Genomic DNA, 14026 nt, shown 5'->3' with positions numbered 1-14026 from the left:
TCATGGCGTTCATGGCTGTGGCCGATCTGTCGGTCCTGGCGGAGATGTTCCCGGTGCGGCTCGATGCTGCGAACCCGGATCGAGCGCCTGGGCGCGGCTCAGCGCGGCGTGCAGGGTCGCCGTCCGGTCATGGACCCTGCGGATCCAGGGCGATGGGAAAGCAGATGCAAGCCACGCATAGAGCGTGTACTTCACCAGCTTGCCCAACCAGAGCGCCAGAAGAACCTCGGCCACCGGCAGCCGGGAGATTGCCGCGAACATGAGGGCAGGCGTCAGCGGTACCGGGAGCGCTGCAATGACCAGCAGCGCGGGCACGCCGTACCCGCCGAGCCAGGACGTGGCGTCACGCCAGGCCGTCGATCGCACCACGTCGGGGTAGGCGACGAAGAAACGGTTCCAGCCCAAGTGATGAAACACGAGATAGAGGACCAGTGCGCCAATGGCCGCGCCGATGCTGGAGGTCGCGGCGATGCTCCGCCAGCGCCGCGGGGCGAGTAGCACGGCAGCGACGAGCAACGTTCCGAACGGAATCGTCATCGACAGCGTGGTGGCCATGGCCACGGCCGCCACGATGAGGGGAAAGGCACGCGTCTCCGCCCCGCGGGTCAGCGCGCGCAGCAGGCCGGTCTCGACGGTTTCGTGCAGCATCGTCATCGGCGCTCAGGGCTTGCGGACCGCGGGCCGCTGCCCGAGTTCGACTTGTACGGTCACCGTCTCGCGGCCGCGCAGGATCTTGAATTGGGCGTTGCTGCCCGGTGCGACCGCGGCTGTTTCGCCGATCAGGCCGGCGGTGTCCGGGATCTCCTTGCCGTTGATCGCAAGCACCGTGTCACCGGGCCTCAGCCCGGCGCGATCGGCAGGCCCGCCGCGCTGCACCGCCACCAGTGCGGCGCCCCCGGTGGCACCGGTGGCCTCGTGGATCACGTCGCGGGCGCTCACCCCCAGCCAGCCCCGGCGCACGCGGCCGGTGGCAATGATCTGCTCCATCACCTGCCGTGCCAAGCTGACCGGGATCGCGAAGCCGATCCCCTGGGAGCCGCCGCTGCGCGAGTAGATGGCGGTGTTGATGCCGACGAGATGGCCGTTTCCATCGACGAGCGCGCCGCCCGAATTGCCGGGGTTGATCGCGGCGTCGGTCTGGATGAAGTTCTCGAAGGTGTTGATGCCCAGGCGGTTGCGCCCCGTGGCACTCACAATGCCTTGCGTGACGGTCTGGCCGACCCCGAACGGATCGCCGACGGCCAACACGATGTCGCCGACCTGCACCGATGCTGGATCAGCGAAGGTGATGGGCTGCAGCCCCGTGGCCTCGACGCGCAGCACGGCAAGGTCCGACTCCGGATCGATACCGACGACGCGCGCCGTGGCAACCTTCTCGCCTGGCAGCATCACGGCGATCTCGTCGGCGCCCTCCACGACATGGTTGTTCGTGAGGATATAGCCCTGGGCCGCGACGATGACGCCTGACCCAAGACTCGACGCGCCTTGGGCGGCGTCCTCATCGCCGCCATCGGGCCGCAACCAGTTCTGCATCCTGCGCGGAGGTGTCTTGCGGGTGTAGATGTTCACAACCGAAGCGGACGCATTGGCGGCGGCGGCGCGAAACCCCGCCTCCAGGCGGGCTGTGATCGCGCTCGGTGTGGCAGGCGCCGAGCCGGTAGTGGCGCCCGCATGCGGCGCCTCCTGTACCGCCACGACGTCGGGCGTCACAGGGACAGGCGCCGGCCCGAAGGCCCGCCAAGCAATGATGACACCCGCGCCAATCGCGATTGCCTGGGCCAGCAGGAGCCAGAGCCGCCGCAGCGCGGAGGGGCGGCGTACAAGGTCGTCGCTCATGTGGCGCTGGCCTCGATCAGGTCCTGAACCGCGGCCGCCAGCGGTTCCACCACGCTGATGCCATTGGAGGCATGCGGCACGGTGTCGCAGGTCAGCACCCGCTGGGGGCCCGCCGCGAGGAGCGCGTCATAGGCATCCGCGGCAAAGAGCGCATGCACACCGATGCACACCGGCGGCGGCAATCCGACGCGGCGCACGCTCGCGATGGCCTGGATCATCGTGCGCGCGCTGGACACGATGTCGTCGATGAGCACGGGCTGGCGGCCTGCCAAGGCCGAGGTGTCGGGCAGGCTGACCTCCACGTCCTTGTCGCCCCGGCGAATCTTCTGCAGCACGGTAAACGGTGCATCGGCCCCCCGCGCGACTTCCTGGACCCATTGCTCGCTTTCGGCGTCGGGGCCGATCAGCACTGGGCGCTCCACGTTCGCCGCGACCCAGGCCGCGATGACGGGCGCGGACTGCACGGCGCGCGTGGGCACACGGTAAATCTCGCCGAGCGAGTGGTAGCGGTGCAGATGGGGGTCGACGGTGACGACGCCATCGAACACCGTCGATACCAGCGCAGCGAACGTTCGGGACGTGATCGCTTCGCCCGTGTTGAAGCGCCGGTCCTGGCGCAGGTACGCCAGGTAGGGCGCTGCCAGCAGTACGCGTGTGGCACCGAGGTCGCGTGCAGCGTCTGCCGCGAACAGCAGGGGCAGCGCCTTGGCGTCGGGCTGTGCCAGGCTGGCCATGAGCACGACGGTGCGGCCCGTCACGTCGGCGTCCAGCCGCACCAGCGACTCGCCGTCCGGAAACCGGTGCAATTGCAGGGTGGCCCGCTCCGCACGCAACGCGCGGACGAGGCCTTCGGCGAAGGCCTCGTCGCCTGGCAGGTGAAAAATGAGTGGTTTCATGCGTTCTCTGAAATCTGGAAGATCGGTGGGCGCGCGCGGACGAACTCCAGGGCATAGGCCAGTTCGCCTGGTGCCTGGGCATGCAGCGTGAACAGCGGCTGTCCGGCTTCGACGCGATCGCCAAGGCGCGCGTGCACATCGATGCCGGCGGCCGGGGCGGTCGGCGCACCGGCGAGCTTGGCCGCCCGCGCGAGCAGGCGGTTGTCGATGCGGGTGACACGGCCCGTGGCCGGCGATTCGACGGTGTGCAGATGCGCCGCCATCGGGAGGCTTCGAAGGCCGCCCTGCTCAGAGCAGATTGCCTGGAACTTGGCCCAGGCCCGGCCATCGGCCAGCACCTCGGTGGCGAGCTTCAGGCCGCCGCCGGCCGGCGCCGCGCCGCCCATTTCGAGAATGTCCGCCGCCAGCCGCAGCGCCCGCTCCCGCAGGTCGGCCGGGGCCTCGGGTTTACCCTGCAGGACGGCCAGCACGTCGCGTGCTTCCAGTGCGGGGCCGATCCCGCGGCCGACCGGCTGTTCGCCGTCGGTGACGCGCAAGAACACCTGCAGGCCTATGGCGCCACCCACCTCCTGCAGGCGCCGGCCGAGCGACGCCGCGGCGTGTGCGCTGCGCACTTTCGCGGTGGCGCCCACGGGCAGATCGATCAGCACATGGGTCGAACCCGCAGCGGCCTTCTTGGACAGGACCGAGGCCACGAGCTGCCCTTCGCTGTCGAGATCGAGTGGCCGCTCGACACGGATAAGGATGTCGTCGGCGGGGCTGAGCCGGACCGAGCCGCCCCACACGATGCAGCCGCCCGTGCGCTCGACCACGCGTCGCATGCTCGGCACATCCAGATTGACCGGTGCCAGCACCTCCATCGTGTCGGCCGTCCCGGCCGGTGAGGTGATGGCGCGCGAGGAGGTCTTGGGCATCGTGAGGCCGCAGGCGGCCACGATGGGCACCACGAGCAGGGTCGTGCGATTCCCAGGCAGGCCGCCGACGCAGTGCTTGTCCACTACCAGCGGACGGCCCCAATCGATGCGCTCGCCGATGGCGATCATGGCTTTTGTGAGCGAGACCGTCTCCGCCAGGTCGAGGCGATCGCCCGCGCAGGCAGTGATGAAGGTGGCGAGGTGCAGGTCCGAGTAACGGCCCGCCGCGACGTCGGAGATGATCGCGCCGAACTGGGCGTCGCCAAGGGAGTTGCCGTAGACCTTGGCCCGGACATGGCTGAGCGAATCCAGCGGTGGCGCATGGGTGACCGCGACCGGCTCACCCGGCTGCGCACCCAGCGATGCCCACGCGGACTCGGACAGACCGGCGACGTTCTCGGCCAGCCAATCACCGTCGACGACACTGAGCGTCGCCACGATGCTTCGGCCGCCGGCCGTCAATTGCACGCGCGCCTGGGTCGTGAAACCCTCCGATCGACAGACCGGGCAATCGCGCCGCATGTAGACCACCGGCTCCTGATAGGTGTCGATGCCCGTGCGCCACGCCTGCAGCCTGTTCCCGGCCTCCTTGGTGCGGCCGGCTTCATGCATTTGCGCTGTCATGCAAGCTCCACGGTCTGCAGGTAGTCGGGCACCGAGACCGCCCAGCCGAGTTCATGGTCGATCCGCGAGCGCAGCGCATCGGCCGCTTCGGGCTCGCCGTGCGTCACGAACGTGCGGCGCGGCGTTTGCGTGAAGCCGCGCAGCCACGCGATGATCTCGTCGGCATCGGCATGGGCGGAGAGGTTGTCGAGCGAGGCCACCTCGGCGCGAATCGGCACGTCTTCGCCATGGATGCGAACGGTGGACGCACCATGCAGGATCGCCGCGCCGCGGGTTCCACCCGCCTGGTAGCCGGCGAACAGGATCGTGTTGCGCCGATCGGGTGCGAAGGACTTCAGGTGGTGAACCACCCGGCCACCCGTGGCCATGCCGCTGGCGGAGATGATCACCATCGGGCCGCGGCTGGCACTGAGCGCCTTGGACTCCTCGACCTTGTTGACGATCTTCGCGGCGTGGCACATGCCCTCGCACTCCTCGGGCGAGAGCCGATGCTCGTCACGGTGGGCGTGATACAGCTGCGTCGCATCGATGGCCATCGGGCTGTCGAGGTACACCGGCAGGTGGTGGATGCGGCCCTGCTTCTTGAGCTGGTAGATGCCATACATCAGGCTTTGGGCGCGGCCGACCGCGAACGCGGGGATGACCACGACACCGCCGCGGGCGGCGGTCTGATTGATCACGGTCTCCAGTTTTTCCAGCGCGTCAGTCTCTTCATGCTTGCGGTTGCCGTAGGTAGACTCCACCAGCAGGTAGTCTGCGCCCGGAACCTGCACCGGCGGGCGCAGCACCGGGTCGTTCGGGCGGCCGATGTCGCCGGAGAAGAGCACCGACCGCTGCCCATCGCTGAGGTGCACGAAGGCGGAGCCGAGCATGTGCCCCGAGGGCTCCAGCCGGGCTGTGAGTCCGGGCAGAGCTTCGAAGGCCTCGGCGAACGGACGCGGTGAGAAAAGCTTCAGGCAGCGCTCGGCATCCTCCCGCGTGTACAGCGGCAGCGCGGGCTTGTGCTTGGAGAAGCCGTAGCGGTTGGCGAACTTCGCCTCTTCTTCCTGCAAATGACCACTGTCGGTGAGCAGTATCTTGCATAGCTCATGCGTCGCGGACGTGCAATAGACCCGCCCGCGAAAACCCTGCCGCGCCAGCAGCGGCAGGTAGCCGCTGTGATCGATGTGGGCGTGGGTGAGCACGACAGCATCGATCGTCTTGGGCGCGACCGGCAGCGGCTCCCAATTGCGCAGCCGCAGCTGCTTAAAGCCCTGGAACAGGCCGCTGTCCACCAGGATGGTCGAGTCGCCATGGCGCAGGAGGTATTTCGAACCGGTCACGGTGCCCGTGGCACCCAGAAACTGAAGTTGCATGGAAAGTCTCCAAGGATGTTGTCGTTCAAAAAAGAACTGGCCGATCGGGCAACTCGTTTCCGTCGCCCGCGTCGCGCGGAAAGTGCTGCATCAACAGATGGCTGACGGCGGTGATGCCTTCCATGGAACCGGCCTCGAAGCGCCCCTGCGCGAACTGGGCTTCCATGCGCTGGCACACACCTGACCACATGTCGGCACCGCAACAGGCATGGATGCCGCGATCGGCCACGATCTCCACCGCCCGATCGGCCAGCAGCACGTAGATGAGCACGCCGCTGTTATGCGCCGTGTCCCATACGCCCATACGGGCGAACAGGTCCAGCGCTCGCTCGCGCGGCGACTGGTCTCGCCACAGCGGCGATCCATCCAGCGCGCCCTCGACCACGAAGCGCAACTGGCCGCCATGCTGGGACTCTCCCGCACGGATGGCTTGCTCGATGGCGTCCAGAGTGCGCGGCGGGAAGGCGCGGCGTACCGCGCGGCCGGTGGTGGCAAGGTGGCGAAGAAGTCGTTGAATGTTCATCTCACCACCGTCCTGAGGCGCCACCGCCACCAAAGCCACCGCCACCGCCGCGGAATCCTCCTCCGCCGCCGCCGAATCCGCCACCAGGCCACCCACCACCCCGATGGTGCCCATGCATGCCGCCGTGGCCGCCCATGCCGATGCCTAGCAGCGTGACGAAGAACCCCGCCAATCCGGCCATCGCGGCTACCGCGAGCGTGCCCACCACCAGCCACGCCGCAGCACCCAATACCCCGGCTGTGACCACGGCGCCAGGGACCCGGCCGAGCGCGTTGCGCAGCAATCCGCCCAGCATCAAAGCCACGATGAACAGGAAGGGCCAGGCCTGGCCGATGTCGTTGGTCCGGCCTTGCCGCCGTGGATCCGCCGCAGGCAGGGCTTCGCCGTCGACGACGCGCATGATCTGTTCGGCGCCTGCCGCGATGCCACCGTCGAAATCGCCCTGGCGAAAGCGCGGCGTGATTACTTCGTCGATGATGCGCCGCGCCACCAAGTCGCTCAGCGCGCCCTCGATGCCGTAGCCAACCTCGATGCGCACGGCACGATCTTCCTTGGCAACCAGCAGCAGTGCGCCATCGTCCACCTTGCGGCGGCCGAGCTTCCACTGTTCGACCACCCGCATGGCGTACTGCTCGACCGGTTCTGGCCGCGTAGAGCCGACCATCAGCACCGCGATCTGCACGCCCTTGCGTTCCTCGAAGGCACGAAGCTGCGCATCCAGCGAGGCGATCCGATCGGCGGCGAGCGTCCCCGTGAGGTCGGTGACACGCGCCTGCAGCGGCGGAATAGCTACCAGTTCCTGCGCGGACGCGACCACCAGGAACAGGCTCAGCAACAGCCAGGCCAACATGCGGGCCAGGCGCAGGTGGGCGGCCGGGTACGGCACCGCTGTTCTCAGCGTGCTCATGTCAGGGGCGCGCCGCCGGTGCCGAGGCGCCGAAGTCGACCTGGGGCGGCGTGGCCATCGCCTTCTCGTCGGCGACGGAGAAGTTCGGCTTGACGTCGTAGCTGAACACCTTGGCCGTGATGTTGGTCGGGAAGCTGCGCGTGAGGACGTTGTAGTCCTGCACCACCTTCACATAGCGCCCGCGGGCCACGGTGATGCGGTTCTCGGTGCCTTCAAGCTGCGCGCGCAGTTCCTGGAAGGCCTGGTTGGCTTTGAGCTGCGGGTAGTTCTCGCTCACGACCAGCAGCCTGCTCAGCGCGCCGGACAGCTCGCCCTGCACCGCCTGGAACTTCTGGAACGCCTCGGGGTTGTTGACGAGTTCCGGAGTAGCCTGAATCGAGGTGGCCTTGGCGCGCGCTTCGACGACCCGGGTCAGCGTCTCTTGTTCGAAGTTGGTCTCTCCTTTCACCGTCGCGACGATGTTCGGTATCAGATCTGCGCGCCGCTGGTACTGGTTCAGCACCTCGGACCAGGCAGACTTGGTCTGTTCGTCCAACCGCTGGAAGTCGTTGTAGCCGCATCCGCTCAGCGACAGGGCAAGCGCTGCGAGCAGGGTCGTCAGGATAAGTCTCATGGTTCAGTCTCCGTGGAGGTGGGTGAAGTGGAGGAAGGTGAAGCTGTCAGCAGGGCCGGGTTCGCTGGCCACCACTGCCGGGGAATCAGCAAGAATGCGAGGGTGGCCACGAGCGGGATGGAGAGCCATGCGAAGCTGCTCTGCATGACGGTGCCGAACAGCCAGCCGGCGACTGCCGATCCAAGCGTCTGCCCGAAGCCGGCTGCTGCCGCTAGGCCGCCCATCGCGGTTCCGAGCCGCCGACGTGCGGAGCCTGCGGCGAGGTAGGCAACGGTCGGCAGCACGATACCGGTGCCCGCCGCTGTGAAACTGACGCCAACGTACATCCAGGTCTCGCTGCCATGGCGAGCCAGCACCGCGAGTCCCGCGATACCCAGGACCATGCCGGCAGCCAACATGCGACGGGGATCAGCGCGCTCAAGCAAGCCGGTGAAAAACAGGACCGCGTTGACGCCCAACATCACCAGGCTGCATGCGGCGAACATCCACGACACCTCGCGCGACGTGAGTTCGGGATGACGCTGGCCCTGCAGCACGATGCCGAGTTCAAAGCCGGCGAGCACGAACATGACCACGCCATTGAGCAGCCAGAGCGTGAAGGACCGGCTCTCGGGCGGGCCGTCGTCATCGCTCGGGCCCGCATCCAGAGTGCTGGACGGCGCGGGAAGCGTGGCGGCCAGGCCCAGCATCATCAACGCACCCAGCGCGGCCGAGAGTCCGATCACGAGCTTGGTCGATGACCCCTGCACGAGGGCGGCGAAGACGCCCAAGCCGGCAAGGCGATCCGCGACGGCGTTGAGGCCGGGTCCGAACAGGAACCCGAGCAGCGACATCGCGCCCAACCATGCGAAGCGCTTGGCGCGTATCGCCTGCGGCGTGTACTGCGCGACGAGCGCCGGCACCACGGGCACGACTGCGGCGACAAAGAAGCCCGCAGCGCCGCGCAGCGCATAGATGCCGACCACGCCCACAGATTCGGGGCGCAGCAGCGGAAGCAGGCTCGCCACATAGCCGACCAGCCCGACCAACAGCACGCGGGCGCGTCCCAGCCTGTCCGCCAGCACGCCCCACAGTGGCGCCCCCACAAGTATCCCGGCCGTGTAGATGCCGCTGAGGTAGCCGACATGGCGCGCGAGCACCGCTGGGTCGGCGTCACCCATCAGAGGGCGCAGCCAGTCGGGAATCAAGGGCATCAACGCGCCGTACCCGGCCGAGACAACGAACACGGCCGCCGCTAGCCAGCCCAGCTGAACGACGCCCAGATCGTCCTGACGGGCCAGCCTGGCTTTGGACGGCGGCGATCTCATCGGGCGGCTCTCGACCATGGTGGCTCGCAGCACGGGCTCACGCGACCGCTTGAGCGGAGGTGCGCGACGTGACGCGCTTGATGCCCGGTAAGCGCGTGCGTTTGAGCATTAGTGCATTGATGGCCACTATCGCAGAACTGCCGGACATCGACAACGCGGCAACCTCCGGCGACAGCGTGAAGGGGTACAACACCCCAGCCGCAAGCGGGAAGGCGACCACGTTGTAGCCCACGGCCCACCATAGGTTCTGGTGCATCTTGCGCAGCGTTGCGCGAGAGAGCTCGATGGCCCCGACGACGTCGTACGGGTCGCTTTTCATCAACACCACCTGGGCGCTTTCCATGGCGACATCCGTCCCGGCGCCGATCGCAAAACCGACGTCGGCCTGGGTCAGCGCTGGAGCGTCGTTGATGCCGTCGCCGACCATGCCCACCTTGTGGCCCTGCTGCTGCAACTCCTTGATCTTGGATGCCTTCTGGCCGGGCAGCACGTCCGCAAGGACGATGTCGATGCCCAGTTCCTTGCCGATGCGCTCGGCGGTCGCCTGGTTGTCGCCGGTCAGCATCGCGACCTTCACGCCCCGCGCCTGCAGCTTGGAGATCGTCTCGCGCGAGGTCGGCCGGACGGCGTCCGCGATTGCGATGAGGCCGATCAGCCGGCCGCCGCGCGCGACATAGACCACCGTGCGCCCGCCGCCTTGCAGCCGCGTTGCCTCGCTGGCGAGGACGGTCAGGTCTACCTGCTCCGACTGCATCAGCAGCCGGTTCCCGAGCAGCACCCTCTCGCCCCCGATGGTGGCCCGTGCACCTTGCCCATCGATGTTGGTGAAGTTCTCGGTGACCTCCGTCGGCATGTCCCCCGCACGCTTGAGCACTGCGAGTGCAAGGGGGTGCTCGGAGAACTTCTCCACCGCGGCGGCCGTCGCCAGAAGCCGCGCCTCTTCGACACCGGGCGCGGCCACGATCTCGACGACATCGGGCTGCCCGAGTGTCAAGGTGCCGGTTTTGTCGAACACCACCACTGTCAGCTTGGTAGCGTTCTCCAGCGCGGCCGCGTTCTTGAAGAGGATGCCGTTCATCGCACCCAGGCCGGTCCCGACCATGATGGCCATCGGCGTGGCCAGGCCCAGCGCATCAGGGCATGCGATCACGAATACCGTGATGGTCAAGGTGAGTGCGAATAGCAGCGTCTGGCCCATCACCCAGTACCAGACGCTGAAGGTCAACAAGCCAATCACGATCGCCGCCAGCACCAGCCACTGCGACGCCTGGTCGGCCAGCAGCTGGCCGGGTGCCTTCGAGTTCTGGGCCTCCTGGACCAGCTTGACGATCTGGGCCAATGCCGTGTCCGCACCGACCTTCGTGGCCTTGTAGCGGAAGCTCCCGCTCTTGTTGATGCTGGCGCCAACGACGGTGCTGCCTACCACCTTCTTGACCGGCATCGACTCGCCGGTCAGCATCGACTCGTCGACCTGCGAGGCTCCTTCGACGATCTCGCCATCCACCGGGATCTTGTCGCCGGGCTTGATCACCACCAGTTCACCGGCCACGACCTCGGCGGTTGGCACCTTGGTCTCGACACCGTTGCGCACGACGGTGGCCATCGGTGGCGCGAGATCCATCAGCGCGCGAATCGCGTCGGACGCACCCGCGCGGGCGCGCATCTCTAACCAGTGGCCCAGCAGGATGAAAACCAGCAGCACTGACGCCGCTTCATAGAACACCTCACCCTCGTAGAAGAAGGTCGCTCCGACGCTGAACAGGTATCCCACGCCCACCGACAGCACGACCAGCGTGGCCATGTTGGCGACACCGTTGCGCAAAGCGCGCCACGCAGCGATGCAGAAAGGCCAGCCGGGATAGAGGATCGCCGCGCTCGCGAAGATGAAAAGAAAGAGCTTGTTGTCCAGCCCGAACGGTGTCTGGAAGTCGCCGAACATCTTCCCCATCGGCGAATAGAGAAACACCGGAATCGAAAAGATCAGGGACACGAAGAACCGATTGCGCATGTCCCGGGCCATGTCCTGCATCGACCCAGACCCGTGCCCCATGTCGTGCATCATGTCGTCCATGACGGGCTCGCCTGCGTGGCCCTGGTGCCCGGCATGGGAGGCCGGCGAGGCGGCCATCGTCGCAGTCGCTCCGACTGCATGGGCATGCCCCGAATGCACCGCGTGATCCTCCTGCTTCGCAGACACGGCGTGATCGGCGTGTCCGTCATGGCGCTGGCCCGCCGTACTGCCCGTGGCGGGATCGCACACATGCTTAGGCGTCTGCTCGCCACTGCAGTGATAGCCGCACTCCACGATCCGGCGGCGCAGATCCTCGACACTGAGCTGCCGTTCGTCGAGATGGACCGTTGCGCTTCCCGCAACGTAGTTGACATCCGCGTGATGGACGCCGGGAAGCTGCAGCAACTTGCGACGTACTCCCTCCGCGCTCAGGCTCGATATGAGCCCTCCGACTTCAACGTTGATTGCCTTCATGGATGGTTCATCCTGTTGGTTCTGTTCGATGTATCAACGTGCGAGTCGGCCGGAATCCAGGCAGTCCTGCGAGAACTCGAAGACGATCTCCCGGTCGGGTGCGATGAGCTTGTGCTTCTTGCCCGCGTAGTGGAGCCGCGAGAGGACGTCCCTGATCAGGTTGAGCCTGGCGACTCGCTTGTTGTCGGCGAGCACGACGGACCAGGGAGCGGCAGCGGTGTGCGTGCGTATGAACATCTCGTCGCGCGCACGCGTGTAGCCGTCCCAGTGCTTCAGCGCCACGGCGTCGACCGGACTTGATTTCCATTGCTTGAGCGGGTCACGGCGGCGTTCACTGAGCCGGCGGGTCTGCTCTTTCTTCCCGATGTCGAGGTAATACTTCAGCAGCTTGATGCCGGAGTTGACCAGCATCTCCTCGAACTTCGGCACGGAGTTCATGAACTCCTCGTGCTGCTCAGCCGTGCAGAAACCCATCACCGGCTCCACGCCGGCGCGGTTGTACCAGCTGCGGTTGAACACAACGAGTTCTTCGCCGACCGGTAGGTGCGGCACGTAGCGCTGGAAGTACCAACTGGTGCGGTCCCGATCGGAGGGTTTGCTGAGCGCGACGACCCGGGTTTCCCGCGGACTCAGGTGTTCGACGAGCCGCTTGATGCTGCCATCCTTGCCCGCACTGTCCCGTCCCTCCAAGAGGATGAGGATCCGGTCGCTGCACTTGATGAAATGGCGCTGCAGCTTCACGAGTTCTATCTGCAGCATGTGCAACTGCGCCTCATAGTCCTCGCGGCCGATCGAGCGTTCCGTTGCCTCGTCGCGCGACGGGTTGTGCGCGACATCGGTCACGTCCGCATGAGCCTTTTTCGTCGCGCCTGTCGCGGCCTTCTTGTTCTTTGCCATGGGGTTCTCCGTTACGCCTGCTCGTTCCAGGCAGCATTGATCCGCGAGTGCTCCGGCATGCCCTCGAAGCTCGGCGCCACTAGAGCCGAAGTCCCAGGGGCGCTCGAACCCGCAGGATGATGGGCCTGATGGTCGTCTTGCGCGAATGAAAACAAACTGACGAGGGCGGCGCCGAAGACGACCGCGATGGAGCGCACGAATGTCATTTCTTTCTCCTTTAGCCGCTGGCTTTTGTCGTCTGGTCGAGCCAAGTGGCGCTTCCAGAAGACAAATCCCATATGAGAACTCCGTAGCCGGGTACAGAGTCAAGGCGTACGAGACGCGTGCGGGACATAGCCGGCACAGCGCTCACAGGAGGGGCTATAACGCGAGACGTGCAAACAGCAGCCAAGCAGGCGGCTGTGGGTGAGCCCGCTGGGGGCTCCTCAATAGGATGGCTCGCAGAGCCAGCGCCGGGGCCGGTTCCCAGGCAGTATAGGAAGGGGGCGGAAGCCCAATAAGGTCGAACGCAAAGGTCGGCGTCTTCTGAATTGCCGACTGGTTGACCTCTCCGCAAAGTTTCAGGCAAGGTGCCTTCGACGGGTCCTGGCTCCCCTCTTCATGCTTTTCGTGGGCGCCCTCATGACCCCCATGGGAGTGGCCATTGCCGTGTTCATACCCTGACGCATAGTGGTGCGGCTCCGGGGACTCCAACAGGCAGGCATTCGCCATCCCGGCCGCAAGCGCAAGAAACCATACCCCCAGCACCATCCACGCGATGGCACGAATCCTACGAGGGTTGAGATGTGTGCGCATGTGCGGCCTATATACCCAATGACACCAATCCTATGCTTAGGCAAGCTGCGAGATCTTGATCTTAATCAAATGGAGGCAGGGGTCAACTACGCGGTACAGCGTTATCCTGCCATGGCTATGAAGAAAACGGTAGATCCCTCGATGAACGAAGGCCCGGGCGATTGGATGACGGTCGGCAGACTGGCCAAAGTCGCTGGCGTCGGCGTAGAGACGATTCGCTACTACCAGGGTCGCGGGCTTTTGCCGGTCCCGAAGGCCGCAGGCAGTTTCCGGCGTTACCACGCTTCAATGGTTCAGCGGATCGGCTTCATCAAGCGGGCGCAGAGCTTGGGCTTCTCGTTGGACGAGGTGGGATCGCTGCTGGACCTTGAGGACGGACGGAATCGCCGGGCCATCCAGACGGTGACGCAGCGACGCCTTGAGCAGATTGATGAGAAGGTCGGGGATCTGGAGCGCATGCGAGGTGCACTGCGTGACATGCTCGCGCGGTGCGAGGAGACAGGGCAGGCGTCTCCCTGCCCCATCATCGCTGCACTTGTTGGCCCGCCTGCGGACCCACAACCACCTATCAATCGATTGCGATAGCTCGCTGGAGCGACATCGCTGGATGGGTGCGCGAAAGCCAGGGGCTGCCCAATGGCACCCGGACTGCTGTCGTGATAGGCGCGTAGCCGTGGGGTAGATCCTCCGTCCTCCGCGTTTGCCCCCCGCAGATCCACCAACTTGCGCTCCAGTTCGCGCCGCTCCCTGATAAAAATGTCATCGGGCTGTCTAGATTCTGTTGGGGTGCGCTCTCTACGATCAACACATCTCCTCAACGACCAAGCAAGGCATGAGAGATGCAAGTTTTATTCACCATCGCTAGGAGCTTCAA

13 protein-coding genes are annotated in these 14026 nt (G+C 66.1%); 1 reads left to right on the top strand and 12 read right to left on the bottom strand.

What is annotated here, in order from left to right:
• Positions 1-9: 9 nt before the first annotated feature.
• The 12 genes from B7Y64_RS14555 to B7Y64_RS14500 are packed head-to-tail and all read right to left on the bottom strand — an operon-like array spanning position 10 to position 12563.
• Positions 10-654 (bottom strand): VTT domain-containing protein, encoded by a 645-nt coding sequence (locus B7Y64_RS14555; protein ID WP_291324362.1) that lies wholly within the window; start codon positions 652-654, stop codon positions 10-12.
• 6 nt (positions 655-660) lie between these two features.
• Positions 661-1836, bottom strand: a complete 1176-nt coding sequence (locus tag B7Y64_RS14550) for a trypsin-like peptidase domain-containing protein (protein ID WP_291324363.1) — start codon at positions 1834-1836, stop codon at positions 661-663.
• Positions 1833-2732: a ribose-phosphate pyrophosphokinase gene (locus B7Y64_RS14545; protein ID WP_291324364.1), complete on the bottom strand. Its 900-nt coding sequence runs from the start codon at positions 2730-2732 to the stop codon at positions 1833-1835. Before B7Y64_RS14545 ends, B7Y64_RS14550 begins: the two co-directional genes overlap by 4 nt.
• On the bottom strand, positions 2729-4270 hold the full coding sequence (locus B7Y64_RS14540; RefSeq protein WP_291324365.1) for a thymidine phosphorylase family protein: 1542 nt from the start codon (positions 4268-4270) through the stop codon (positions 2729-2731). Before B7Y64_RS14540 ends, B7Y64_RS14545 begins: the two co-directional genes overlap by 4 nt.
• Positions 4267-5625, bottom strand: coding sequence for an MBL fold metallo-hydrolase (locus B7Y64_RS14535; protein WP_005795326.1), 1359 nt, complete (start codon positions 5623-5625; stop codon positions 4267-4269). The genes B7Y64_RS14540 and B7Y64_RS14535 overlap by 4 nt, the downstream gene beginning before the upstream one ends.
• A 25-nt stretch (positions 5626-5650) precedes the next feature.
• A complete protein-coding gene (locus B7Y64_RS14530) occupies positions 5651-6148 on the bottom strand; it encodes a TPM domain-containing protein (RefSeq protein WP_024815532.1) in 498 nt (165 codons plus the stop codon).
• A 1-nt stretch (position 6149) separates the two neighbouring features.
• Positions 6150-7055: a TPM domain-containing protein gene (locus B7Y64_RS14525; RefSeq protein WP_005795321.1), complete on the bottom strand. Its 906-nt coding sequence runs from the start codon at positions 7053-7055 to the stop codon at positions 6150-6152.
• Position 7056: 1 nt separating this feature from the next.
• Entirely contained in the window at positions 7057-7668 is a 612-nt protein-coding gene (locus B7Y64_RS14520) for a LemA family protein (RefSeq protein WP_005795319.1), read from the bottom strand.
• Positions 7665-8975, bottom strand: coding sequence for an MFS transporter (locus B7Y64_RS14515; protein ID WP_024815534.1), 1311 nt, complete (start codon positions 8973-8975; stop codon positions 7665-7667). Before B7Y64_RS14515 ends, B7Y64_RS14520 begins: the two co-directional genes overlap by 4 nt.
• A gap of 37 nt (positions 8976-9012) precedes the next feature.
• The gene (locus B7Y64_RS14510; RefSeq protein WP_291324366.1) at positions 9013-11460 is read right to left on the bottom strand and encodes a heavy metal translocating P-type ATPase; all 2448 of its coding nucleotides are present in this window, start codon (positions 11458-11460) and stop codon (positions 9013-9015) included.
• 33 nt (positions 11461-11493) lie between these two features.
• The gene (gene ppk2, locus B7Y64_RS14505; RefSeq protein ID WP_087748513.1) at positions 11494-12357 is read right to left on the bottom strand and encodes a polyphosphate kinase 2; all 864 of its coding nucleotides are present in this window, start codon (positions 12355-12357) and stop codon (positions 11494-11496) included.
• A gap of 11 nt (positions 12358-12368) precedes the next feature.
• Positions 12369-12563: a hypothetical protein gene (locus B7Y64_RS14500; protein WP_005795311.1), complete on the bottom strand. Its 195-nt coding sequence runs from the start codon at positions 12561-12563 to the stop codon at positions 12369-12371.
• Between the two features lie 700 nt (positions 12564-13263).
• On the opposite strand from B7Y64_RS14500, the gene B7Y64_RS14495 reads away from it, so the two are divergent.
• Entirely contained in the window at positions 13264-13737 is a 474-nt protein-coding gene (locus B7Y64_RS14495) for a MerR family DNA-binding protein (RefSeq protein WP_232476752.1), read from the top strand.
• Positions 13738-14026 lie beyond the last annotated feature (289 nt).

The sequence above is a fragment of the Acidovorax sp. 35-64-16 genome (assembly GCF_002281195.1).
Classification (GTDB): Bacteria; Pseudomonadota; Gammaproteobacteria; order Burkholderiales; family Burkholderiaceae_C; genus Acidovorax; species Acidovorax defluvii.
Note: the sequence above shows the minus strand (reverse complement) of the source record. Positions and strands in the feature narration are given on the sequence as shown.